Source organism: Escherichia sp. WS1152, assembly GCF_046487665.1.
In the GTDB taxonomy this organism is placed as follows: Bacteria; Pseudomonadota; Gammaproteobacteria; order Enterobacterales; family Enterobacteriaceae; genus Escherichia; species Escherichia coli.
Window position 1 is genome coordinate 110,974 of sequence record NZ_JBJQJA010000008.1, and the last position, 23,854, is coordinate 134,827.

Consider the following 23,854-nt stretch of genomic DNA (forward strand, 5'->3'; position numbering starts at 1 on the left):
CGAAAATTCACTGCCGGGAGCGGTTTTATTTCAGCCCCAGAGCGGCTTTCATGGTGTAGAAGAGATCGGTCTGGTCGGTCAGTCCAACGACATTGGCGGCATGCGGGCCATACGCCGCAATACGCAACTGACTGCCGGTATGTTCTTGTGAATCCTCTTCGGAGTTCCCGTAACTCATCACCATCACTGCGCCATCTTTGGTATTTAGCGCCTGGGTGAGGCCCGGAGCTTTGGTATCCGGCGCAACAATCTGGCTGGCGTGGGCGTGATCAGCGGTGACTATGACCAGCGTGTTACCATCCTTTTTGGCGAATTCCAGCGCCCGTTGTACGGCTTCATCGAGATCGACCGTCTCGCCAATTTGCCCACAAGGATTCGCAGCATGATCCTGTTTATCGATTGACGCACCTTCAACTTGCAGGAAAAAGCCTTTCTCATTTTTACTCAACAATTCAATGGCTTTGTCGGTCATCTGTGCCAGGGTCGGTACACTGTCATTACGTTGCGGATTAGGCGTACAGGTGACTGCGGGCTTATCGATATTACCGTGGTACGTTGCTTTCGGTCCTAGCCAGCGCACTGGCATATTGCCGTCAGCAAACAGGCCAAGCAGGGGTTTTTGCTGATTCGCTTCCGTCACCGAATTCAGTGAGGCAGCATCGCTCACCAACTGATAACCACGCGCCTGTGCCTGTTCACGCAGCGTTTTTCCCTGCCATTCACCAGCGGTTGCCGTTTCAGCAAAGGTTTTTGCGCCGCCGCCAAGCGTAACGTCGGCACGAGCGTTAAGCAGCTGTTCGGTAATCGATCCTTTTCCGCCTTTTTCCAGAGCGTTACCCGGACATTTTTCACTGGTCGCGCTCGGACCGTAGCATTTGCGCGAGGTCACATGTGCCACCAGCGCGGCGGGCGTGGCATCCTGCAACTCTGCGGTAGAAACGTTACCGGTCGCCAGACCTGCGGCTTTTGCCATTTCCAGAATCGTTGGGTGATCTTTTTCGTGAATATCGACGCCCAGCGCGCCGTTATAGGTTTTGACACCGGTTGACCAGGCGGTTGCTGATGCAGCCGAGTCGGTGACGTAGTCCGGTTTGCCGGTTTTTTTATTCAGCGCATAGTGAGTGTATTGCCCGGTAAGCGGTAAGGCATCGATACCTTTAAAAAAGCCGCCCGCACCTTCGGCATAATTACGTGCGGCAGTAATTTCCGAATCCCCCATCCCATCGCCAATCAGCAAAATAATATTTTTTGCAGGTTTATCGCTAAGAGAATCACGCAGAGCGGCGGTCTGATCAGCCGTTAAGCGGCGAGCACCGCCGGGTGCAGTAATATCGCCCTGAGCAGCCCGGTTTTCCAGAACAGGCATTTCTGGTGTCCGGGCTTTTGTCACAGGGGTAAACAGTAACGGTAAGAGTGCCAGTGCAATAGTGCTTTGTTTCACTTTATTTTCTCCATGTACAAATACATTAAAAAATAAAAACAAAGCGACTATAAGTCTCGGCCGTGACAACTTTATGACAGCTGTTGAAAAGATTAACTTTTTACTGACGAGGATGCTTCAATAACTTCTTTACGTAATCGCGCAGCAGCTCCGTATCGTCGTCAGGAATGCTGGCATCGGGCTTTACCTCGTACAGCGCCCCCTCTACCTGATCAATCAACCGCTGTTGGTCATTTTGCGCCATATTGCGAAGCATTGCAGTGACGATAATCTCCAAAGCTTCTACCTGCGCACACAGTTCTTTCGACTCTTCTTCTTTTTGGGCAAGCTTAAATAACAACTCAGCAATGAGATTTTTCATGTCTGTATTTCCTTATCCAAAGTATGGAGAAGTTAACATTATGTTTCACAACTTCATAGTGTCTGGAAGTATTATTTTTATGACAAAGGAAATACTTTGCGCAAATATTTTTTGTTTGATTACCAGCGAAACGTTTCTCTTATTTAAATAATTACCCACACAAAATATAGGCTTTTAATTATCAACCTTTATTATAAATAAAAGTTATGAAATATATTCTCTTCGTTAACTTATAATTAAGAGAAAAAAACTCACCGCATGGCCATTTAAGCCAGGAATAAATTAGCTTCCCGTTCATCATTTTTGTGATCTTGCGCACATCTTTGAGATAACGCACTTTCTTCACCAGTACGTTGCACGCTTTGTCAGCAGAAGATTGCAACAATCTTTCAGAAGGCCGCGAATCCCCCGTTTTGTCGTGGTAATGTATGCACTTTGTGTTAGACGGGATAGGTTTTTAAGATGGAAAAACTGCGGGTAGGAATCGTTTTTGGTGGTAAATCAGCGGAACATGAAGTGTCTCTGCAATCGGCAAAAAACATTGTCGATGCCATTGATAAAAGTCGCTTCGACGTTGTGCTGCTGGGCATTGATAAACAAGGGCAATGGCACGTCAGCGATGCCAGCAATTATCTGCTAAATGCAGACGATCCTGCCCATATTGCGTTGCGCCCTTCGGCGACCAGCCTCGCCCAGGTGCCAGGTAAACATGAGCATCAGCTTATCGACGCGCAAAACGGTCAGCCGTTGCCGACGGTGGATGTCATTTTCCCGATTGTCCACGGTACGCTGGGCGAAGATGGTTCCTTGCAGGGAATGCTGCGGGTCGCCAATTTACCGTTTGTAGGTTCTGATGTTCTGGCTTCAGCAGCCTGTATGGATAAAGATGTCACCAAACGTCTGCTACGCGATGCCGGGCTGAACATTGCGCCATTTATTACCCTGACGCGCGCTAATCGTCACAACATCAGTTTTGCCGAAGTGGAGTCTAAACTGGGGTTACCACTGTTTGTAAAACCGGCTAATCAGGGCTCTTCTGTTGGTGTCAGCAAAGTAACCAGTGAAGAACAGTACGCAATTGCCGTCGATCTGGCGTTCGAGTTCGATCATAAAGTGATCGTTGAGCAAGGGATCAAAGGTCGTGAGATCGAATGCGCAGTTCTGGGCAACGACAATCCGCAAGCCAGCACCTGTGGCGAGATCGTACTCACCAGCGATTTCTATGCCTACGACACCAAGTACATTGACGAAGATGGCGCGAAAGTGGTAGTTCCGGCAGCCATTGCGCCAGAAATCAACGATAAGATCCGGGCGATTGCCGTTCAGGCTTATCAGACGTTGGGATGCGCAGGCATGGCGCGTGTAGACGTGTTTTTAACCCCAGAGAACGAAGTGGTGATCAACGAGATCAACACACTGCCTGGCTTCACCAACATCAGTATGTATCCGAAGCTGTGGCAAGCCAGCGGTCTGGGTTACACCGATCTGATCACACGTTTGATTGAGCTGGCGCTGGAGCGTCACGCTGCGGATAACGCATTGAAAACCACAATGTAATATTTTAACGCCCGATAATATTCTTATTGGGCGTTTTCAGTTTCTTCATCGCGACGACGAATAATCAACCCCGCCAGCCAGAAACTAATCACCCACGTCACCAGACCGACGGCATAGGTCTGCCAACCTTTTGCTTCAAATCCCAGTAACCCCACCACGCCATTAAGAATGAATATAAGGCCAATGGCGAACGCATAGTAGTGCCAGTCACGGCGGATTTTTACAGGCAGATTCATGGCAGCTCCGTTAACGAAAAACAACATCCTTGCATATTCTGCAACAACCGTCTGTGGTGTAGACAACATTTTCGCAATTGTTAATGAATTTAACTTAAAGTTGCTATTTTGTGACTCGCAACGAAGATTCACGCTTCGGGAATATTCCCAACATCAATTTACCATGATTCTGATATTGACAATCTAAATGACCTGTCAGACTTGCCATAAGCCGCTGGTATCACACCAGAAGAGAAGCAGATGACTTCCGGAGGTTTTTATGGCTGATTTCACCCTGTCAAAATCGCTGTTTAGCGGAAAATATCGCAATGCCTCTTCAACGCCTGGCAACATTGCCTATGCGTTGTTTGTGCTGTTTTGCTTTTGGGCTGGGGCGCAATTGCTGAACCTGTTAGTGCATGCGCCCGGCGTCTATGAGCGTTTAATGCAGGTCCAGGAAACAGGTCGCCCACGGGTGGAAATTGGTTTAGGTGTCGGCACCATTTTCGGGCTGATCCCGTTTTTAGTAGGCTGCCTCATTTTTGCAGTGGTGGCGCTATGGCTGCACTGGCGACATCGCCGCCAGTAAGATTTACGTTGCCAGATACGGCCTAAAACGCCTTATCTGGCATGACATTCCTGTTTGATCACTGTTTCATACAACGCGCCCGCCGTTCGTCTACGCGCTTCGCAAACCAGGCCGTAGTCAGGTTGCGGGTGATTTTCGGGCTTTCCAGTTGAATGCCAGGCAACATTTCGCGGGGGAGTGATTTACCCGTTTTCGCTTCGGCAAGTTGATAAACTTTCTTGTACAGCGCCGTCTCCTCAAAAGAGAAGCTGTCACCTTTCTCTAGCTGACGACGAATTTCGCTGTCGCTCATCCCCAGTTTTGCCGCCAGTTTGCGCGTTGCCAGTTCGGTTTTCCCGGGTTCTTTACTGTCGTAACGAATTAAATCACCGTCCAGTGCCAGCTTCACGCCGCTGGCCTTACTGACCGCGTTCTGAAACGCGGCATTACGGCTGGCGTACCAGCCAGCGTTAAAATCAGCAAAACGGTATATCGGTGCACTATAACTGGCGGGATAATTCAGTAAATGGTAAGTACCAAACCACAACCCGCCGCGGCGACTAAAGACTTCCTGACGGACTGTACCGTCCATTTTCCACGGATACCCTTTGGTATGCTGTTCGGCAAAAGCAATGCTGACCTGCATCGGCCCACCGGTGCGCACCGGATTAAGCGAACCAAACAGCGTCTGCCCCATTGGCACCATGCTGATCAGATCGTCAAAAATCGCGCTCAATTGCTTTTCTGTACGCACCGAATCTAACCGTTCGCTATAACTTTTGCCGTTTGGAGATTTGATTTTTAGCGCGGTATGAACCAGAAAAGCAGGAATGTGCATCCGTTCAGCACGACGGTCAATCTCTTGCCAGGCGATTTTGCTTAAGCCCGGAACGGCCGGATCTGCCTGATAATTTGACTCCTGCTGCGCCACCGCCAGCACCGAGCAGACGTTTTCCAGCGTCGGTGCCAGCCCCTGACTTTCAAAGGTGGTGGCGAGATCTTTTGCCCAGGCATCACGGTCTTTCACGTTCGCAGGCATCTTCTGCCGCACGACGCTCGCCACATCTATCTCTTTTTCGCCCTTTTTCAACGGTTGCGGAGCCTGACTACTGCACCCCGCTAAAACCAGAACCGCCAACAATGACAGCGAAGATAGATGATTGACGCGCGACATTACTTCTCCTTTTTAGCTCAAGGTATGGGTTACTTCCTGAATTTTGTCACCATCCAGCTCATGTTCAAAGCTGCGCAGACGTTTGTAGATAGACATCAACTCAACCAGTGTGGTCCATGAGTTAATCAGGTACTGGAAAGCACCGCGAACCTGACCAAAAACGTTGGTAATCTGCGTCATCAGGCCGAGCGTAATCGTACCGGCAACAATTGACGGAAACAGCAAGAACAAACCGAAAACGTTATCGACCTGCAAATAGAGAATGCGAGCGATGTTGAAATACATATAGTGAAAATAGAGGCGGAAATAGTTTTTCCGTACGGCGCTAAACAGCTCGCGTACCGTTGGCGGCGTCGCGCGCGTGGCATCGTCTTCACCATAAACCAGCTCTTTACGGTAGGCAGCCTCTACACGCTGGTTTTTAAACTCCAGCCCCGGCAGTTTGATCCCTACCACTGCCAGCAATCCGGTCCCCATCAGCGACCAGACGATAGCGGCAATCACCAGACCATACGGAATGTGCCCGATAATCGGCAGCTCCGGCACATGCGCGGAGAGCGTTACCAACACCGGCAGGAAGGCGATCAACGTCATGATGGCGTTGATAAAACTGACACCCATATTCTCCAGCGTTGAAGCAAAACGCATGGTGTCTTCCTGCACACGCTGTGCGGCGCCTTCGATATGACGCAGTTGTTGCCAGTTCGCCATGTAATATTCGTTCATCGCCGTACGCCAGCGGAACACGTAGTGACTGACAAAGAAGTTATTCAGCACACTGATCACTACCGCGATCAGCGCAATCCCCAGAAAGACGCCCACTTCGCGGTAAAATTGTTCGATAGTGACTTTATGCGGCGAACTTAGCGCGGTTTGAATCAGATCATAGAACGGTGCATACCAGGCGTTGACGGCAACCCCGACTTCCACCAAAAACCAGGTGACGAAGATGATCAGTGCAGTACCGAGTATTGACCAGTATTGCCAACGGTGCGGGCTGTAGATAAACCAGAACAATGCAAAAAGTCCTACGCAAACAATGTAGTAAGCGTAAAAAATCAGGAAATCCAACGACCAGAAACGCGCGGCGCTAATCGGGATCTGCCCGGAAGCTCCGGTGATACGCGCCACCCAGTCACCCCCACCGGCTTGCCAGAAGATAACGGCAATCAATGCCCAAACAAAGGCCGAGAGAAAAAACGTTCCCGGCTTTGGGAAAAAAGACTTAAACATATGCACTCCTGCTAACTTCTTATCGTTTTAACAACTGCTGTGTATTAACCGCATGACCGCTACAAAGCGTCAGCCAAATGAAACCGCCCATTGTGACCCATAGCAAGGCGCTTAGTTCGCCAGCCTGGCCATAAGAATTGTTTCGACGGATTTCACAAACCAAAGATTGTTTACATAAGCGGATTAACACGCGCAGGATCACAAATGCAGGCATTGGTGAGCAGGAAAAAGATCGTGTTTACGCGCCGTTACGTTTTTAACACTATTATTGCACTAATTCGCCCTTTGCAATCCATCAATGAGTAGTATAAATACGCTCAGTTACCTTCATTCAATTTATGGACACCACCGTTGAAACGTAGTCTGCTTTTTTCTGCCGTGCTGTGTGCGGCGTCATTGACCTCCGTCCATGCGGCGCAGCCGATCACTGAACCGGAGTTTGCCTCTGATATTGTCGATCGTTATGCCGATCATATTTTTTACGGCAGCGGTGCCACGGGGATGGCGCTGGTTGTTATCGACGGTAACCAGCGCGTCTTTCGCAGTTATGGCGAAACGCGACCTGGTAATAACGTTCGCCCGCAGCTGGATTCGGTCGTGCGTATTGCTTCCCTCACCAAGCTAATGACCAGTGAGATGCTGGTGAAATTGCTCGACCAGGGGACCGTGAAGTTAAACGATCCGCTAAGTAAATATGCTCCGCCAGGCGCACGCGTGCCAACCTACAATGGGACGCCCATTACGCTGGTCAATCTGGCAACCCATACCAGCGCCCTGCCCCGTGAACAGCCCGGTGGCGCGGCACATCGTCCGGTGTTTGTCTGGCCAACGCGCGAGCAACGCTGGAAATACCTTTCTACGGCGAAGCTGAAAGCCGCGCCAGGCAGTCAGGCGGCGTACTCTAACCTTGCGTTCGACCTGCTGGCAGATGCACTGGCGAATGCGTCAGGCAAGCCTTATACCCAGTTGTTTGAAGAGCAGATTACCCGTCCGTTGGGGATGAAAGACACCACCTACACCCCCTCACCGGATCAGTGCCGCCGTTTAATGGTTGCAGAGCGCGGTGCCAGTCCATGCAATAACACGCTGGCGGCAATTGGCAGCGGCGGCGTCTATTCCACGCCTGGCGATATGATGCGCTGGATGCAGCAGTATTTGTCATCTGATTTTTATCAGCGCAGTAACCAGGCAGATCGCATGCAGACGTTGATTTATCAGCGCGCGCAGTTTACGAAAGTGATTGGCATGGATGTCCCCGGCAAAGCGGATGCGCTTGGTTTAGGCTGGGTATATATGGCCCCGAAAGAGGGTCGTCCGGGGATTATTCAGAAGACGGGTGGTGGTGGCGGTTTCATTACCTATATGGCGATGATCCCGCAGAAGAATATTGGCGCGTTTGTGGTGGTCACTCGTTCGCCATTGACGCGCTTTAAAAATATGAGCGATGGCATCAATGACCTGGTGACCGAGCTAAGCGGGAATAAACCGTTGGTTATCCCCGCATCCTGATTAATACTCTGAAGGCAAACGGTTGATAGCGACCAGTTTGCCTTTATTCATTTCGATATAGCCGCCTTTACGCAAAGCAGCGAGAACTTCTGCGACGACAGAACGCGATATGCGTGTACGTTGATGGATATAATTCATCACACCAATACGTGATCGCAATTCTTCATTCCAGTCAATCATTGATAATAATGTTGCGCGGATTTGTTCGTAGGAATTATGCCCAATGAGCTGCACGTCGCGTAATTCCAGAATTCTATTTTGCCAGGCTAACCAGTAAAAAGCGTCTCGCCAGAGTTGATTTTGTTCAATAAGCGTAATGGTTTGTTTGGCTGGTAGATGATATCCCGTACAATTTCCTTCTGATATTAATTTGTATGGTATATCGTTTTTCATTAAACCATCAGCCAGCCCCATAATATAAGGAGCCTGGGTAATACCGATAAGTACGTTTTCTTCTCTACGCAGAGAGATAACGCCCTCTAAAATAACGAAAGTATCTTCGTTATTGACATCACTGGAAAATATAACTTGCTTTTCATTATTAAACTCGAAGCGCGTACCGTATCTGGACAAACATTTATCGAGCTTACCAAATTCCTGAAGAGGTTTAACTACAGATAACATTTGCGCGTCCTTTGCAGTAATGCCCGTCAAATCCTTGACGGGCATTATTTAGATTAAATTACCAGTATTTCTTCGGAGTGAAGAATATTACCAGGTATATTTAACACCCACGTTCGCGGACCAGTCTTGATCTACGTCACCACCACCGAGGTAGTTAGCATCGGTATAGGCGCTGAAGTTCTTAGTGAAGCTGAACTGAGTACCCAGACCAACACGTACCGCAGACCCTTCAGTACCGTTATCGATGGAATCACCGTTCACATCGTTATCGTTGTTAGAGTCGTCGTAGACGTAAGCCAGTTTGAAGTACGGAGTCAGAGCCTGGTCTTCGCTGTAGGTGAAGGTATAACCTGCATCTACACCCAGTTCATAACGCATGCTGTCGTAAGACTGACCGTCAACTTTCATGTCGTTGCTCAGCTGGTAGTCATCACCAGACTGGAACAGACCAGAAATGCTGCCGTAAGGAGTCACGTAACCAGCATCACCCAGTTTGAAGTCGTAACCGGCTTTCAAACCGAAGCCCCAAGCGTCGGAGTTGGTGCTACCGTCAACGTAAGTACCGTTGCTCATGGTTGCAGACAGGTCGTTGTTGAAGTGAGAGTAGCTCAAGCTACCATCAACAAAGACGTTGTTCGCGAAGTGAGCAGAAGAGTAGATGTAGGCAGTCTGGCTGTCTTGATCCACCTGACCAGAACGGTCATTCATGTCACCTTTAGCGAAGCCTGCAGCCGCACCGACGATCCACTTAGCGTTGTTACCGTCAATTTTGGTATCAACACCGACCATGATGCCGTTAACATCCTGATCATAGTTGATGGTGCCGTTGTCACCGTTGAAGTTACCACCGAAGTAGCTTACCCATGCGCCGCCGTTATCAGCCAGGCCATGACGAGAGTTGGTCAGACGAGTACCAACGGTGTCTTGTTCCAGGTTCCAGATATTGGTGTTCGCAGACGGGATGCTCAGCGCCATGTTAGCGTAGTCGGTCAGCTCCATCTGTTGCAGAACAACGGTGTTACCGCGCTGTTCAGCCTGATAGGTGTATGCACCCAGGTCAGCTTTGTTAGCAGCAGAGAAGGTCGCGTTGCTGTTTTTGTCGTTGACGTAGATCAGCTCGTTGCCGTTGTAGTCAGCGATAGAACCAGCACCAGTAGCGTTGTCGATACGAACTTTGTAGTTACCGGTTGCGGCTGCAACATGGTCACCGTTGTTATCAACTTCGTTCTGACCAGCTTCGATAGAAGCAGTGTTGTCGTTATCGCCGTTACCGTTAATGGTCAGGTGACCATCAGAGTTCATTGCGATTAAGCCATAACCGTAGTTTGACTTGGTAGTATCGTTGGTACGGTCGTTGACCAGATCGGTATCCATTACGTAATCACTGCTATGGATATCGAATACACCAGCGTGAATGTTGCCGTTAGTATCAGTGGTACTGGTCAGATTCAGGGTATCGGCCTGGAACGGGTTAGCATCGAACTGATCAACGTTAACATCCAACAGACCGTCGTTAGTTACGGTGATGGTATTTGCGTACAGTGCAGCATCTTCTAAACCCCAGCCCGCAGAAACATCATCAGACATTTTAACGGTACTATTGTCGATGGTCAGGGTATTAGTCGCTACATGACCGTCTTCACCGATGTTCAGGTTAGAACCGCCAGTCAGAGAGATAGTGTCAGAGATCAGACGAGAGTCTGCAACATTAACCTGGGAACCACTGTTAATACTTAAAGTATCAATCAGAGAAGATTTTGTTGTATCCCACTCTGAACCACCGTTCAAAGTCACATTAAACAAACCGCTCTGGTAAACTTCGTTTCCTACGATATGGCCATTTTCGTCATATTGAGTATTGATGTTATCAACACCGACAGTTGATGAAGGCCACAGGCTGTTAGCTGCAATATCGAGCAGAGTTGCAGTTGCTTCAGTACCAACACCGTAGCTGTCGTAAACGCCATCTGGTGTAGTGTGATCAAGGATACCGTCACCGTCTAAGTCGACTGTATACTCAAATACGCCGTCGTTGTTTGCGTCAGTACCACGGTCTTCCATATGAACAGACATTGCAGCACCAACCCACTTGCTGCCGTTGTTCAGAGTCACATCCATACGGTCTGTGCCATCCCAACCGTTGGTATCTACATCACCATCAGCATCGCGATAGCTGTCAGCACCTTGCGGGAAGAAGTTTTCATCGAAATTACTGGAGAAAACAACATCACCCATCAGTGTTGAGTTGTCTAAAGTTACTGTAGTCTGCATCGCATTATCAGCATACGGATTTGCGATTGCGGCAATTGCAACATCGTCTGCAGTCAGCGTGTTGCTATAGTTGCTGGCATTACCAGTATGGCCAAACCAACCAGTAGTACCTTCATCAGTCCATGAACCAGAGGTCACAGTAGAATCTTTAACAGTAATAGTGTTATTAAACACTTCGCTGCTGTTTACGCCAGTGCTGACTGTGTTGTCGTCAATATCTTCCCACTCATAACCCTGAGTCAGCGTAATACCTGCTACATGAGAGTTATTAGTGATGGACAGATCAACTTCCTGATCCAGTGTAATAGCAGTACCCATATCGTAAACATCTACAACATGAGTGTCAGCGGCATTATTATAGGTACCGTTGTAAGTATAATGCTCGTAGTTGTCATCGATCGTTGAATTATCAACGCTCAGTGTCAGACGATCATAAACATAACCAGTAGCACGGTCATCAGCACAATCAGTAGTCATGCACTCAGAGGTAATCATACCGTGAATAGTGCTGTTTTTGATTGTCAGACTATTGGCGTTGGTATTGGTAGAAATACCGTCGTCCAGATAGTAGGTAGAAATCACCCCGTTAACAGTAGCGTTATTAATGACCGGGTAGATATCGCCGTTGTAATAGCTATCAGCGGCATAGTTGTTCCAGCCTACATAACCATCATAGTAAACATCATCAGCATAGGTGGCGTCGTTGTAGTGATGAAAAGTATTGTAAGTTTGACCAGAAATATCGTTGGTCGCTGCATTAGCCTGAGAGGTGATAGCCAGAGTGCAAGCCAATGCTAATTGTGATACTACAAGTTTCTTTTTCCAGGAGTGCATTTGTCATCCCTCCTCAGGGACGTAATAAGTTGATCCATCAATTATCAATGCATAGAAAACATCTTATGTTTCGCGTTTACGATTATGCGGCGTTATAGAGGAATGGTTCAATTATTCTTTCCCCTAAGTCCGATTGCGGACATATATAAAAATATCTATACGCACAAAGAATAAGTTGACAAAAACACTGCATTTCAACACGTTAATGAAATCATTAATTTTGAATTATAGATCCTGAAAATACCAAAACAACAAATCAGACAAATAATTTATCAATAAACAATGAACTTTAAGTAATTCAATTTTTGACAGTTCAACCAAATTAGCAAAAATAATAACCAGCACCTATAAATAAAAATTAAAAATATTTTCAGTGAATATGAAATTATTGCTATTTCTATTACAAAGATGTCCTGGCCTCTCTTCCATTCTCTTCTTGTCAACATCGCGACAACTTTCGTAAAACATCCCCACCCTGCTTCAGGTATACTATGCCCCTCGATTCCACAAACATCAGGCAGACCATGACAGATTTAATCCAACGCCCTCGTCGCCTGCGCAAATCTCCTGCGCTGCGCGCTATGTTTGAAGAGACAACACTTAGCCTTAACGACCTGGTGTTGCCGATCTTTGTTGAAGAAGAAATTGACGACTACAAAGCCGTTGAAGCCATGCCAGGCGTGATGCGCATTCCAGAGAAACATCTGGCACGCGAAATTGAACGCATCGCCAACGCCGGTATTCGTTCCGTGATGACTTTCGGCATCTCTCACCATACCGATGAAACCGGCAGCGACGCCTGGCGGGAAGATGGACTGGTGGCGCGTATGTCGCGCATCTGCAAGCAGACTGTGCCAGAAATGATCGTCATGTCAGACACTTGTTTCTGTGAATACACATCTCACGGTCACTGCGGTGTGCTGTGCGAGCATGGCGTCGACAACGATGCGACTCTGGAAAATTTAGGCAAGCAAGCCGTGGTTGCAGCTGCTGCAGGCGCAGACTTCATTGCCCCTTCCGCCGCGATGGATGGCCAGGTACAGGCGATTCGCCAGGCGCTGGACGCTGCTGGCTTTAAAGATACGGCGATTATGTCGTATTCGACCAAGTTCGCCTCTTCCTTTTATGGCCCGTTCCGTGAAGCTGCCGGAAGCGCATTAAAAGGCGACCGCAAAAGCTATCAGATGAACCCAATGAACCGTCGTGAGGCGATTCGTGAGTCACTGCTGGATGAAGCCCAGGGCGCAGACTGCCTGATGGTTAAACCTGCTGGAGCGTACCTCGACATCGTGCGTGAGCTGCGTGAACGTACTGAATTGCCGATTGGCGCGTATCAGGTGAGCGGTGAGTACGCGATGATTAAGTTCGCCGCGCTGGCGGGTGCTATAGATGAAGAGAAAGTGGTGCTCGAAAGCTTAGGTTCGATTAAGCGTGCGGGTGCGGATCTGATTTTCAGCTACTTTGCGCTGGATTTGGCTGAGAAGAAGATACTGCGTTAGTTCTGTTTTCTCTCAGAAAGGGGGAAGTAACCTGTTGAAAGTACGGTGAACTCCCCCTCACCCTAACCCTCTCCCCAAAGGGGCGAGGGGACCGTCCACTCTCGTATTACCCCGCCCGATAAAACGGTTTATCCCCAAGAATCGTCGCCCGATACATAATCCGCCGCTGTGGCAGGTAATCCGCATTGGCATAGTGCTGAGTCACACGGTTATCCCAAATCGCAATATCATTCGGTTGCCAGCGCCAGCGCACCTGAAACTCCGGTTTAGTGATATGGGCGAATAAAAAGCCCAACAAGGCTTCGCTCTCTTTCTCGCTGACATCAACAATTCGCGTAGTAAAGCCTTCATTCACAAACAGCGCCTGTTTACCGCTCACCGGATGCGTTCGCACCACCGGATGTAGCAACGGCGGATTTTTCGCAACCGCCTCGTGCCAGCGTTGATGCTCCTCCTCGGTTTTGCGGTATTTGTATTCCGGGAACGATTTACGGAAATCATGCTCCGCACGCAACCCGCTCATCAGCTGGCGGAAGGGAACAGAGAGCGCCTCATAGGCCGCAATACCGCTGGTCCAGAGCGTATCGCCGCCGGTCGAAGGTAACTCTTTCGCTGCCAGAATCGCCCCTGCGGGTGGCGTTTCAATAAATGTCACATCGGTATGCCAGTTGTCGTTATCTGGCGGATTATCGTTATGGGTATCCAGCACGATGATCTCGTCAACCCCTTCGGCATGAGGGTAAACAGGGTGAATATGCAGTTCGCCAAAACGCTGGGCCAGCGCGCGTTGCTGCTGCGGCGTAATGGCTTGATCGCGCAGAAACACCACCTGATGGCGCAGTACCGCATGGTAAAGTTGTTCAAACTGATTATCGCTTAACGGGCGCGTCAGGTCGGCACCCGAAATTTGTGCTCCGATATACGGCCCCAGCGGGGTAATGCTCAGACGTTCACTCATTGTACTTCTCCATGCCAGGGCGTCAGTCGGCGCTGTAACGCGCGCAAACCCAGTTCTAAAAGAAAGGCGATAATCGCAATCACCGCGATCCCCGCCAGCACCACGTCAGTCGCGAGAAATTCACCCGCTGACTGAACCATAAATCCTAAACCGCGCGTCGCGGCAATCAGCTCCGCCGCTACCAGGGTAGACCAGCCCACCCCCAGACCAATGCGTAATCCGGTGAGAATTTCCGGCAGCGCGCCGGGCAAAATGACAAACCACAGCACCTGCGCACGGCTGGCACCCAGCGACTGGGCGGCACGAATGCGAACCTGCTGCGCGCTTTTCACCCCTGCCAGCGCCGACATCGCCACCGGTGCAAAAATCGCTAAATAGATCAGTAAGATCTTCGAGGTTTCGCCAATACCAAACCAGATCACCATCAGTGGTAAATAAGCCAGCGGCGGCACCGGACGATAAAGTTCGATTACCGGATCCAGAATGCCGCGCACCGTCGGGCTTAGCCCCATGGCGATCCCGACCGGAATGCCGATCAACACCGCCGCGAGTAGCGCCAGCACAATGCGCGTCAGGCTGGCTGCCAGATGCTGCCACAGCGTGGCGTCCATAAATCCCTGCGGTCCGGCAATGGTGAGCAGTTTTGCCAGTACTTGTTGCGGCGGCGGCAAAAACAGCGGGCTAATCAGTTGCAGCGCCGCCACCGTCCACCATACAGTGAGTAAAACCGCTAACGTGCCAATGCTTAAGGTCACCTGACGCGAGAGCGGCCAGCGCCATTTCAGCCGCCGCGAATGCAGTTTTTCATTAATGAGCACACTCATGAGAACGCCTCCCGTTGCTCAAATACGCGGCTTAAAACATATTCGCGCATGGCGATGAATTGTGGATCGGACTTGATGCTGCGGCTCGACTCTCCCGCAACAAAGCGGCGAGCAAAGTTGAGCTGCAGCCGCTCCAGCACACGGCCAGGACCGGATGAAAGCAGAACCAGTTCAGTCGCCATAAACACCGCTTCTTCTATATCGTGGGTAATCAACAGCACCTGCTTGCCCGTCTCCTGCCAGAGTTTCAGCAGCAGGGTTTGCATCTGGTCGCGGGTGAAGGCGTCCAGCGCACCAAACGGTTCGTCGAGTAATAACAGCTGGGGATTCGCCGCCAGCGCGCGGGCAATCCCCACCCGCTGACGTTGACCACCGGAAAGCTGCCAGATGTAGCGTTTTTCTGCGCCTTCCAGCCCCACTTTTTTCAGCATCTGGTGCGCGATTTCCAGTCGCTGCATTTTCTCTATACCTGCCAATTGCAGGCCGAACGCCACGTTGTCCTGTACATTGCGCCACGGTAGTAGCCCTTCATTCTGAAAAACTACGCCACGCTCTGCTCCCGGTCCCTCAATACGCTTACCCGCCAGTTGAATGCTGCCATGCTGATAAGGCACAAAACCGGCAATCAGATTCAGCAGGGTGGTTTTACCGCAGCCGGACGGCCCCAGCACCACCAGTAGCTCGCCGCTTTCCAGCGTCAGGTTGATATCTTCCAGTGCCGGTTTGCCGCCATAATCGGCGTAAAGATGAGAGATTTGCAGCATCTGCGCCTCCTTTTATTGCACGAAGCGCGAGGTAACGTACTGGCTGTAATCATTCGCTACAGCCGGGACCTTGCCCTGCTCTTTCAAAAACTGCGCGGTGTCGATGATCGCTTTGTTCACCGGTCCGGTCAGTTCTGCCGTTTGTTGCTGCGGCGTCAGATAGGTATTCCCCTTCACCAGCCCCGGAACGTCACCTTCAGGCACGCCGCTTAAACGCGCCAGTTTGCTGATGTTTTCCGGCTGTTTCAGCCACACGTCTGGGTTAGCAATGTACGGTTGCTGAGCATCGATGGCGCTTTTAGCGAACGCTTTCACGACCTCAGGATGTTTCTCGGCAAAATCTCTGCGCACCACCCAAACGTCCAGCGTTGGCGCGCCCCACTGTCCGACCTGTTCAGAATCGGTCAACACCTTGCCGTCTTTTTCCAGGGCGTTAACCGCCGGTGCCCAGACATAAGCACCATCAATATCTCCCCGCTGCCAGGCAGCGATAATCGCGGGCGGCTGCAGGTTCACAATCTCCACTTGCCCGGGTTTAATGCCCCAGTGTTTCAGCGCCGCCAGCAGGCTGTAGTGGGTGGTGGAGATAAACGGTACGGCGATGCGTTTGCCAATCAGATCTTCCGGTTTGCTGATAGTTTTCTTTACCACCAGCGCTTCGGAGTTACCCAGTTTTGACGCCAGCAAGAAGACTTCAATCGGCACCTGTTGGCTGGCTGCAACCGCTAACGGGCTGGAACCGAGGTTGCCGATTTGCACGTCGCCTGAAGCCAGCGCCCGCACGATGCTGGCTCCGCTGTCAAACTTACGCCAGTCCACGGTTGCTCCGCTTTCTTTAGCAAAGGTGTTGTCGGCCTGAGCCACTTTCGCCGGTTCGGCTGAGGTTTGATACGCCACGGTGACGTTCACCGCCTGCGCCTGAAAAGCGATGAATGCCAGTGCGGCAAGAAGAGTGTTACGCGATGAAATTGCCATGATTGTCTGCTCCCCTGTCTTGTTATGGGAGCAGTATTTCGTTGCGGGTCAGTTTGATAAAGGAATTAAAAGGTCTTGTTAAGAACAAAGCGTTTTTAGAAAAAAATCGGCAATGGTTAGCGAGTTTGCGCATTTTGCGGTTTTGGCGAACGTATCCCGCCGGTTCACAAGCCAGATAAGCTGTGCGCGCTCCGGCAAATTATTGCCATTTTGTTACATCCATTCCATATCTGTCGCTGGTTGATTGCCAGCGCCGCGCCGTGATGCATGATAGGAGAATTAGATAATAAGAGAAGAAAAGTATGATTCGGGTAGTGCTGGTGGATGACCATGTGGTGGTGCGCTCTGGCTTCGCACAATTACTCTCTCTGGAAGACGATCTGGAGGTCATTGGTCAGTACAGTAGTGCCGCGCAGGCATGGTCGGCATTAATCCGTGATGACGTCAATGTTGCCGTCATTGATATTGCCATGCCAGACGAAAACGGCCTCAGTTTGCTTAAGCGCCTGCGTGCACAAAAACCGCAATTTCGCGCCATTATTCTTAGCATTTATGACGCGCCAACCTTTGTGCAAAGCGCGCTGGATGCCGGTGCCAGCGGGTATTTAACCAAACGCTGTGGGCCGGAAGAGTTAGTGCAGGCGGTGCGCTCGGTCGGGCTGGGCGGGCATTATCTCTGTGCCGATGCGATTCGGGCTTTACGCGGCGGCGGGCAACCCGCCCAGGCGCTGGAAATTCTCACCCCACGAGAACGTGAAGTGTTTGATTTACTGGTCAAAGGAGACAGCGTTAAAGAGATCGCCTTTAAACTCGAACTCAGTCATAAAACGGTACATGTGCATCGCGCCAATGTGCTGGGAAAACTGAACTGCCATAGCACCATTGAACTGGTACATTTTGCGCTCGACCACCATCTGCTGGCGGGGCATTAATGTCGCGCAATCTTCGTCATTGGGTGATTTCGCTGTTTATTGTGCTGGCCTGGGGAACCGGCTGGCTGATGCTGTGGACGCTCAGCTTTTATCTGACCAATAACGGTCAACAGGCGGTGTTGTTTCTCCCGCAGGGAGTTTATCTCGCCCTTGTTATTTTGCTCTCTCGCCGCTACTGGCCTGCGTTGGTGCTCCCCCCTTTGCTGATGATGTTCTGGCTCCATAGTGAACAGCTATTGAACGGTTATCTCATGCTGGCAACGCCGGTTATTAGCCTGTTTCCTGTCCTCCTTGCGCAAAACTTCTGGCACCGTTTTCCACTTTACTGGCAGCGTCTGACGTTGCTGTTAGCCACTGTCACGGCAGCTTCATTGTTGAATACCGCCCTGCTCTCCCCTTTTATGTCAGGCCCAATAATGCTGCCGGGTTTGACCTCATTTACCGGCGGCGTATTACTGACGCCGTTTGTCTATCTTATCTTTGAGTTTCTGCGCCAGCAGCATCGCTACCAGCTCCTGGGACTCGATACGCATAATCCCCCCTTGCGTACCTCTTTAATCATCTGGTGTAGCCTGTTTTTTATTATTGGTATCGGCACTCAGATGGTGCTGTCACCTGAAATTGAACGTCTGCTGTTGATCGTGGTCTTTTTGCCCAATGTGGTGATGGCGTGGAAATTTGGCTGGCAAGGTGGCGTACTCTCCGGGCTTTTGGGCAGCATGATGATCACCATCGCCCGCCAGATTGGCGTGGGCTTTAGTAACCTGGTGGAGCTGGAGATTTTCCTCGCGACCCAGGCCTTGCTGGGAATTGGCCTGGGCATTGCCATCAGTCGCCAGCAACATCTGGCGCTAAACCTGCACCATTACCGACAACGGCTGGAGGCCGAGCTGGCAGCGCGGCGGGCATTGGCGGAAAAGCTGATCCACACCGAGGAGGACACGCGAAAAAACCTGGCGCGAGAGCTGCACGACGAAATCGGTCAGAACATCACCGCCATTCAGATCCAGTCGCAACTGGTGAAGCGGGCGCGTGATCCGGCGCAAATTCAATCCGCAGCCAGCCAAATCAATGAGCTCGCCCGCCGCATTCATCTCTCCACCCGCCAATTGCTGCGCCAGTTGCGGCCTCCCGCGCTTGATGAACTGACATTTCGCGAAGCGTTGCTGCATCTGATTAATGAATTTGCCTTTAGTGAACGCGGCATTCATTGCCAGTTTGCCTATCAACTGAACTCCACACCAGAAAACGAAACGGTGCGCTTTACCTTGTATCGGTTATTGCAGGAGTTGCTCAATAACATCTGTAAACACGCCGAAGCCAGCGAAGTGACGATTATCCTGCGCCAGCAGGGAGAGGTATTGCATCTGGAAGTCAGCGACAACGGTGTGGGGATCGCCAGCGGGAAAATGGCCGGATTTGGCATTCAGGGGATGCGTGAGCGCGTCAGCGCCCTGGGCGGCGACTTAACGCTCGAAAAACAGCACGGCACGCGGGTAATTGTTAACTTGCCCACATTTTTGCAACAAATCGCCGGATAACCAGGAAAAAGTCTTAGGTATCCCGGATTTTCTCTCATCCCCTTTCACTTTCATTTTCATATAGTCAGCAACATGGAGACAACCATGCACGCGCGTTCAGCGAGAGAAATTGATCAATGCTACCGGACATTACGTCCGCGATTGCTGATGTGCATGATTATTGGCTACGCCGCATTTTATCTGACGCGAAAAAGCGTGAATTACGTCCTTCCGGCGCTACAAACCGACCTCGGACTGGATAAAGGCGACATTGGCCTGCTGGGTTCGCTGTTTTATCTCAGTTACGGATTGTCGAAATTTACCGCCGGACTGTGGCATGACAGCGACGGACAACGCGGTTTTATGGGCGTCGGCTTGTTCGCCACCGGGTTATTGAACGTGGTGTTTGCCTTTGGCGAATCACTTACGCTTCTGCTTGTGGTCTGGACACTGAACGGTTTTTTTCAGGGTTGGGGATGGCCACCGTGTGCCCGCTTGCTGACCCACTGGTACTCACGCAATGAGCGCGGTTTCTGGTGGGGCTGCTGGAATATGTCGATCAACATTGGCGGAGCGATTATTCCGCTGATTAGCGCCTTTGCCGCCCACTGGTGGGGCTGGCAGGCCGCGATGCTGACACCGGGGATAATCAGCATGGCATTAGGGATCTGGTTAACACTACAACTCAAAGGCACGCCCCAGGAAGAGGGATTACCGACAGTTGGTCACTGGCGTCACGATCCGCTGGAGTTACGTCAGGAACAACAAAGTCCGCCGATGGGGCTGTGGCAAATGTTGCGCACCACCATGCTGCAAAATCCGCTGATCTGGCTACTGGGCGTCTCTTATGTACTGGTTTATGTGATCCGGATTGCGCTTAACGACTGGGGCAATATCTGGCTGACGGAAAGCCACGGTGTCAACCTGCTCAGCGCCAACGCCACGGTAATGCTGTTTGAAGTCGGCGGCTTACTCGGCGCGTTATTTGCCGGATGGGGATCGGATTTGCTGTTTAGCGGGCAACGGGCGCCAATGATTTTGCTGTTCACGCTGGGGTTGATGGTGTCGGTCGCCGCACTCTGGCTGGCGCCGGTTCATCACTACGCCCTGCTGGCAGTGTGCTTTTTTACCGTGGGCTTTTTCGTCTTTGGCCCGCAAATGCTGATTGGACTTGCGGCGGTGGAGTGTGGGCACAAAGCTGCGGCGGGTTCAATCACCGGATTTCTCGGCCTGTTCGCTTATCTCGGCGCGGCGCTGGCAGGCTGGCCGCTGTCGCTGGTCATCGAACGCTACGGCTGGCCAGGAATGTTCAGTTTACTCTCGGTCGCCGCAGTACTTATGGGTTTACTGCTGATGCCGTTACTGATGGCGGGCATCACCACCACTCACGCTCGAAGGATAAAACAATGAAAATGACCCTTACCTCTACTCTGATTGCTTCTGCCGTTGCGCTGGCAACCTTAACGGGTGCCGCACAGGCGAAAGGCCGGCTGGTGGTCTATTGCAGCGCCACCAATGAAATGTGTGAGGCCGAAACCAAAGCGTTTGGCGAGAAATATGATGTGAAAACCTCGTTTATCCGCAACGGTTCCGGTAGCACCCTGGCAAAAGTCGATGCCGAAAAGAAAAACCCACAGGCTGACGTCTGGTACGGCGGCACCTTAGACCCGCAGTCGCAGGCCGGCGAGATGGGCCTGCTGCAGGCGTATAAATCCCCTAACCTTGAGCAGATCATGGAAAAATTCCGCGATCCGGCAAAAGTGAAAGGGAATCTGTCATCCGCCGTTTATGTGGGGATCCTCGGATTTGGCGTCAATACCGATCGGCTGAAAGAGAAAAACCTGCCGGTGCCGAAGTGCTGGAAAGATCTCACCAAACCGGAATATAAAGGCGAAATTCAAATTGCCGATCCGCAAAGTTCCGGGACAGCCTACACCGCGCTGGCTACCTTTGCGCAGCTGTGGGGGGAAGATCAGGCCTTTGATTATCTCAAACAACTTAACGCCAACGTCTCCCAGTACACCAAATCAGGCATTGCCCCGGCACGTAACGCCGCCCGCGGCGAAACGGCGATTGGTATTGGCTTCCTGCATGACTACTCGCTGGAAAAAGAACAGGGCGCGCCACTGGAGTTGATTTCCCCGTGTGAAGGTACGGGCTACGAAATTGGCGGCGTCAGCATTCTGAAAGGCGCGCGCAACCTCGACAACGCCAAACTGTTTGTGGACTGGGTATTATCAAAAGAAGCACAGGAACTGGCGTGGAAGAAAGGGAAGTCTTATCAGATCCTGACCAATACCACCGCCGAAACGTCGCCAAATTCGCTGAAGCTCGACGACCTGAAATTAATCAACTACGACATGGATAAATATGGTTCCACGGATGTTCGTAAGGCATTGATTAATAAATGGGTCAGCGAAGTGAAGATGGGTAAATAAACCCGCATTAGGCGTATTTGCCGGGTGCAGCACAAACGCCTGCCCCGGCCAACCATACCGGAACTGCTATGTCACAGACACTTGCACTCCATCCCGTGAAAAAGCGGGATGCGATTTTCCTTTGGGTTTTGCTGGGCTGGCTGGCATTTGTCCTGTTGCCGAGCTGGAGCCTCGATTATGGCCTGCTGGAGTCCACGAGTGATGAGATCCTCGGGGCGTACGGCTGGTCGCATTTTAATATCAGCTGGCTGTGGTATTTACTCCCGAGCCTGTTGCTGGTCCGCCCGTTTAGTGAGGCCACGCGCGAACAACGTAGCCGTCATTATTTCGATGCCGGCTGGGCATTGCTCTGTATGGCGTTTATCGTCATCAGCGCCACCGTGGTTGGACGCGGTTTAGGCTACGCCGCCATCGTGCTGTTTGTCGAACTAGGCGCGATTATGACGCTGGCCTTAACCCGCCTCGAATGGCTGGGTGGCGACCGCTTCGTGATCGGCTCACTGATTGCGATTGTGGCGCTGATTGGCATTTTTATCGTCTGGCCGAGCATCGCCATTTTTATCCCGATGTTCACCAACGACGCGGGAGAGTTCGCCCCGCTGGCGTTTATGACCGTGCTCTCGCAGGCACATATTGTTCAGGTGATCGTCAACTCTATCGTCTTGTCGATAGCGGTGGGGATAGGCTGTACTTTCTTCGGCCTGGTGCTGGCGATTTATACCACGCGCATCGCTAAACGCAGCGCCATTATTGGTCGCATCTTTTCCATTTTGCCCATCGTTACGCCACCGTTTGTGGTCGGCTTAGGCGTGACGCTCATGATGGGGCGCTCCGGCTATGTTACGGAATTTATGGTGGAGTGGTTTGGGCTGACCAACACCAACTGGCTGTACGGTTTTACCGGGATCTGGCTGGCACAGGTTCTGGCATTCACGCCAATGGCATTTATGATCCTCGACGGGGCCATTAAAACCATTCATCCCTCGCTGGAAGAGGCCTCCTACACCCTGCGCGCCAGCCGCTGGCAAACCTTTAACGGCGTGTTTGTGCCGTTGTTGAAGCCCGCGCTCGCCAATGCCTTTTTAATCGTCGTGGTACAGTCACTGGCTGATTTCAGTAACCCGCTGGTACTTGGCGGTAACTTCGACGTACTGGCGACGCAAATTTACTTCTATATTACCGGCTCGCAGCTGGATTATCAGGCCGCCAGCACCCTTGGCGCTTCCCTGCTGCTGTTCTCGCTGCTGGTGTTCTGCATACAGTATATGTGGATTGGTAAACGCTCTTACGTCACGGTTTCCGGCAAATCCTACCGTGGCGACGTCCAGCCGCTACCGGTCACCCTGGTGTGGAGCGTGGTCGCCATACTTGCGATATGGATTGCCTTTAACGCCCTGCTCTACGGCAGCATTTTCTACGGCAGCTTCACGGTGAACTGGGGCGTGGACTACACCCTGACGCTGGATAACTTTATCAAGCTATTTGGTCAGGGAATGAGCGACGGCGCGTGGCCTTCACTGCTGGATACCCTGCTCTACGCCGGGATTGCCGCTCCCATTACCGCTATCTTTGGCCTGCTCATCGCCTGGGTGGTGGTGCGTCAACAATTCAAAGGCAAAAAGACCATCGAGTTCACCACCATGCTGTGCTTTGCCGTACCGGGTACGGTGGCGGGCGTCTCGTATATTCTTGCCTTTAACAGCGCTCCGGTTTATCTCACCGGAACGGCGGCAATTGTGATTATCTCGATGGTGATGCGTAACGTTCCGGTGGGTATTCGCGCCGGGATTGCAGGCCTGGGGCAGATCGACAAATCGCTGGATGAAGCCTCACTCAGCCTGCGCGCGGGTTCCTTGCGAACCATAACCCACATTTTACTGCCGCTGCTGCGTCCGGCCATTCTCTCGGCCCTGATCTACAGCTTTGTGCGGGCCATCACGACGGTCAGCGCCATCGTCTTTCTCGTCACGCCGGACACCCGCGTGGCAACCGCCTACATTCTTAACCGCGTTGAAGACGGCGAATATGGCGTAGCCATCGCCTATGGTTCGATTCTGATCGTGGTGATGCTGGCGATTATTTTCCTCTTTGACTGGCTGATCGGAGAAGCTCGTATCTCCCGTTCTAAAGCCAAAAACCAGGCGTAATGGAGCGCAC

21 protein-coding genes are annotated in these 23,854 nt (G+C 51.3%); 9 read left to right on the forward strand and 12 right to left on the reverse strand.

The features are described 5' to 3' along the window. Positions 1-25 precede the first annotated feature (25 nt). The 3 genes from phoA to ACJHW7_RS14640 all read right to left on the reverse strand — a co-directional run bounded on the left by phoA (position 26) and on the right by ACJHW7_RS14640 (position 2,187). Positions 26-1,441 (reverse strand): alkaline phosphatase, encoded by a 1,416-nt coding sequence (gene phoA, locus ACJHW7_RS14630; RefSeq protein ID WP_001301493.1) that lies wholly within the window; start codon positions 1,439-1,441, stop codon positions 26-28. Positions 1,442-1,541: 100 nt separating this feature from the next. Continuing rightward, positions 1,542-1,802: an anti-adapter protein IraP gene (gene iraP / locus ACJHW7_RS14635; RefSeq protein WP_000792970.1), complete on the reverse strand. Its 261-nt coding sequence runs from the start codon at positions 1,800-1,802 to the stop codon at positions 1,542-1,544. A 181-nt stretch (positions 1,803-1,983) separates the two neighbouring features. Then, positions 1,984-2,187, reverse strand: coding sequence for a hypothetical protein (locus ACJHW7_RS14640; RefSeq protein ID WP_001300163.1), 204 nt, complete (start codon positions 2,185-2,187; stop codon positions 1,984-1,986). 77 nt (positions 2,188-2,264) lie between these two features. Between ACJHW7_RS14640 and ddlA the strand changes: the two genes are divergently transcribed. Then, positions 2,265-3,359, forward strand: coding sequence for a D-alanine--D-alanine ligase (ddlA, locus tag ACJHW7_RS14645; RefSeq protein WP_000413677.1), 1,095 nt, complete (start codon positions 2,265-2,267; stop codon positions 3,357-3,359). 23 nt (positions 3,360-3,382) lie between these two features. On the opposite strand, the gene ACJHW7_RS14650 is transcribed toward ddlA, so the two are convergent. Next, complete coding sequence (locus ACJHW7_RS14650; protein ID WP_001295334.1) at positions 3,383-3,595, reverse strand: DUF2754 domain-containing protein; 213 nt, start codon at positions 3,593-3,595, stop codon at positions 3,383-3,385. A 259-nt stretch (positions 3,596-3,854) separates the two neighbouring features. Between ACJHW7_RS14650 and ACJHW7_RS14655 the strand changes: the two genes are divergently transcribed. Further along, positions 3,855-4,163 (forward strand): YaiY family protein, encoded by a 309-nt coding sequence (locus ACJHW7_RS14655; protein WP_000763151.1) that lies wholly within the window; start codon positions 3,855-3,857, stop codon positions 4,161-4,163. 58 nt (positions 4,164-4,221) lie between these two features. On the opposite strand, the gene yaiW is transcribed toward ACJHW7_RS14655, so the two are convergent. Together yaiW and sbmA are read right to left on the reverse strand one after the other, a co-directional pair. Further along, positions 4,222-5,316: a surface-exposed outer membrane lipoprotein YaiW gene (gene yaiW, locus ACJHW7_RS14660; RefSeq protein WP_021556549.1), complete on the reverse strand. Its 1,095-nt coding sequence runs from the start codon at positions 5,314-5,316 to the stop codon at positions 4,222-4,224. 12 nt (positions 5,317-5,328) lie between these two features. After that, complete coding sequence (gene sbmA, locus ACJHW7_RS14665; protein ID WP_001301663.1) at positions 5,329-6,549, reverse strand: peptide antibiotic transporter SbmA; 1,221 nt, start codon at positions 6,547-6,549, stop codon at positions 5,329-5,331. Between the two features lie 351 nt (positions 6,550-6,900). Between sbmA and ampH the strand changes: the two genes are divergently transcribed. Further along, on the forward strand, positions 6,901-8,058 hold the full coding sequence (gene ampH / locus ACJHW7_RS14670; RefSeq protein WP_000830741.1) for a D-alanyl-D-alanine-carboxypeptidase/endopeptidase AmpH: 1,158 nt from the start codon (positions 6,901-6,903) through the stop codon (positions 8,056-8,058). Here the strand turns inward: ampH and iprA are convergent, their stop codons facing one another. Both iprA and ehaB read right to left on the reverse strand, forming a co-directional pair. Further along, positions 8,059-8,682, reverse strand: a complete 624-nt coding sequence (gene iprA / locus ACJHW7_RS14675) for a hydrogen peroxide resistance inhibitor IprA (protein WP_001295335.1) — start codon at positions 8,680-8,682, stop codon at positions 8,059-8,061. A gap of 87 nt (positions 8,683-8,769) precedes the next feature. Continuing rightward, positions 8,770-11,787 carry an autotransporter adhesin EhaB gene (ehaB, locus tag ACJHW7_RS14680; RefSeq protein WP_000556451.1) on the reverse strand — a complete coding sequence of 1,006 codons (3,018 nt, stop codon included), beginning with the start codon at positions 11,785-11,787 and terminating at the stop codon, positions 8,770-8,772. A 524-nt stretch (positions 11,788-12,311) separates the two neighbouring features. Between ehaB and hemB the strand changes: the two genes are divergently transcribed. Continuing rightward, complete coding sequence (hemB, locus tag ACJHW7_RS14685; RefSeq protein ID WP_001295337.1) at positions 12,312-13,286, forward strand: porphobilinogen synthase; 975 nt, start codon at positions 12,312-12,314, stop codon at positions 13,284-13,286. 106 nt (positions 13,287-13,392) lie between these two features. On the opposite strand, the gene tauD is transcribed toward hemB, so the two are convergent. The 4 genes from tauD to tauA are packed head-to-tail and all read right to left on the reverse strand — an operon-like array spanning position 13,393 to position 16,807. After that, positions 13,393-14,244 (reverse strand): taurine dioxygenase, encoded by an 852-nt coding sequence (gene tauD, locus ACJHW7_RS14690; RefSeq protein WP_000004033.1) that lies wholly within the window; start codon positions 14,242-14,244, stop codon positions 13,393-13,395. Then, positions 14,241-15,068, reverse strand: coding sequence for a taurine ABC transporter permease TauC (tauC, locus tag ACJHW7_RS14695; protein WP_000114602.1), 828 nt, complete (start codon positions 15,066-15,068; stop codon positions 14,241-14,243). Before tauC ends, tauD begins: the two co-directional genes overlap by 4 nt. After that, positions 15,065-15,832, reverse strand: a complete 768-nt coding sequence (gene tauB, locus ACJHW7_RS14700; protein ID WP_000939376.1) for a taurine ABC transporter ATP-binding subunit — start codon at positions 15,830-15,832, stop codon at positions 15,065-15,067. Before tauB ends, tauC begins: the two co-directional genes overlap by 4 nt. 12 nt (positions 15,833-15,844) lie before the next feature. Then, positions 15,845-16,807, reverse strand: coding sequence for a taurine ABC transporter substrate-binding protein (tauA, locus tag ACJHW7_RS14705; protein WP_021556548.1), 963 nt, complete (start codon positions 16,805-16,807; stop codon positions 15,845-15,847). A gap of 302 nt (positions 16,808-17,109) precedes the next feature. On the opposite strand from tauA, the gene ACJHW7_RS14710 reads away from it, so the two are divergent. The 5 genes from ACJHW7_RS14710 to ACJHW7_RS14730 all read left to right on the forward strand — a co-directional run bounded on the left by ACJHW7_RS14710 (position 17,110) and on the right by ACJHW7_RS14730 (position 23,844). Continuing rightward, positions 17,110-17,739 carry a response regulator transcription factor gene (locus ACJHW7_RS14710; RefSeq protein WP_000621915.1) on the forward strand — a complete coding sequence of 210 codons (630 nt, stop codon included), beginning with the start codon at positions 17,110-17,112 and terminating at the stop codon, positions 17,737-17,739. Continuing rightward, positions 17,739-19,280 (forward strand): MASE1 domain-containing protein, encoded by a 1,542-nt coding sequence (locus tag ACJHW7_RS14715; RefSeq protein WP_000089301.1) that lies wholly within the window; start codon positions 17,739-17,741, stop codon positions 19,278-19,280. The genes ACJHW7_RS14710 and ACJHW7_RS14715 overlap by 1 nt, the downstream gene beginning before the upstream one ends. A 72-nt stretch (positions 19,281-19,352) precedes the next feature. After that, positions 19,353-20,669 carry an MFS transporter family glucose-6-phosphate receptor UhpC gene (gene uhpC / locus ACJHW7_RS14720; RefSeq protein ID WP_072769118.1) on the forward strand — a complete coding sequence of 439 codons (1,317 nt, stop codon included), beginning with the start codon at positions 19,353-19,355 and terminating at the stop codon, positions 20,667-20,669. Then, a complete protein-coding gene (locus tag ACJHW7_RS14725) occupies positions 20,666-21,697 on the forward strand; it encodes an ABC transporter substrate-binding protein (protein WP_021556546.1) in 1,032 nt (343 codons plus the stop codon). Before uhpC ends, ACJHW7_RS14725 begins: the two co-directional genes overlap by 4 nt. Positions 21,698-21,765: 68 nt before the next feature. Next, complete coding sequence (locus ACJHW7_RS14730) at positions 21,766-23,844, forward strand: ABC transporter permease (protein WP_021556545.1); 2,079 nt, start codon at positions 21,766-21,768, stop codon at positions 23,842-23,844. Positions 23,845-23,854 lie beyond the last annotated feature (10 nt).

Excerpts from the sequence above, each read along its gene's own strand:
- ACJHW7_RS14730 (WP_021556545.1), top strand. The coding sequence starts at position 21,766 with ATGTCACAGACACTTGCACTCCATCCCGTGAAAAAGCGGGATGCGATT.
- ACJHW7_RS14710 (WP_000621915.1), top strand. The coding sequence starts at position 17,110 with ATGATTCGGGTAGTGCTGGTGGATGACCATGTGGTGGTGCGCTCTGGC.
- iprA (WP_001295335.1), bottom strand. The coding sequence starts at position 8,682 with ATGTTATCTGTAGTTAAACCTCTTCAGGAATTTGGTAAGCTCGATAAA.
- tauA (WP_021556548.1), bottom strand. The coding sequence starts at position 16,807 with ATGGCAATTTCATCGCGTAACACTCTTCTTGCCGCACTGGCATTCATC.
- tauD (WP_000004033.1), bottom strand. The coding sequence starts at position 14,244 with ATGAGTGAACGTCTGAGCATTACCCCGCTGGGGCCGTATATCGGAGCA.
- iraP (WP_000792970.1), bottom strand. The coding sequence starts at position 1,802 with ATGAAAAATCTCATTGCTGAGTTGTTATTTAAGCTTGCCCAAAAAGAA.
- ACJHW7_RS14655 (WP_000763151.1), top strand. The coding sequence starts at position 3,855 with ATGGCTGATTTCACCCTGTCAAAATCGCTGTTTAGCGGAAAATATCGC.
- ehaB (WP_000556451.1), bottom strand. The coding sequence starts at position 11,787 with ATGCACTCCTGGAAAAAGAAACTTGTAGTATCACAATTAGCATTGGCT.
- tauB (WP_000939376.1), bottom strand. The coding sequence starts at position 15,832 with ATGCTGCAAATCTCTCATCTTTACGCCGATTATGGCGGCAAACCGGCA.
- ddlA (WP_000413677.1), top strand. The coding sequence starts at position 2,265 with ATGGAAAAACTGCGGGTAGGAATCGTTTTTGGTGGTAAATCAGCGGAA.
- tauC (WP_000114602.1), bottom strand. The coding sequence starts at position 15,068 with ATGAGTGTGCTCATTAATGAAAAACTGCATTCGCGGCGGCTGAAATGG.
- uhpC (WP_072769118.1), top strand. The coding sequence starts at position 19,353 with ATGGAGACAACCATGCACGCGCGTTCAGCGAGAGAAATTGATCAATGC.
- ACJHW7_RS14725 (WP_021556546.1), top strand. The coding sequence starts at position 20,666 with ATGAAAATGACCCTTACCTCTACTCTGATTGCTTCTGCCGTTGCGCTG.
- hemB (WP_001295337.1), top strand. The coding sequence starts at position 12,312 with ATGACAGATTTAATCCAACGCCCTCGTCGCCTGCGCAAATCTCCTGCG.
- ACJHW7_RS14715 (WP_000089301.1), top strand. The coding sequence starts at position 17,739 with ATGTCGCGCAATCTTCGTCATTGGGTGATTTCGCTGTTTATTGTGCTG.
- sbmA (WP_001301663.1), bottom strand. The coding sequence starts at position 6,549 with ATGTTTAAGTCTTTTTTCCCAAAGCCGGGAACGTTTTTTCTCTCGGCC.
- ACJHW7_RS14650 (WP_001295334.1), bottom strand. The coding sequence starts at position 3,595 with ATGAATCTGCCTGTAAAAATCCGCCGTGACTGGCACTACTATGCGTTC.
- yaiW (WP_021556549.1), bottom strand. The coding sequence starts at position 5,316 with ATGTCGCGCGTCAATCATCTATCTTCGCTGTCATTGTTGGCGGTTCTG.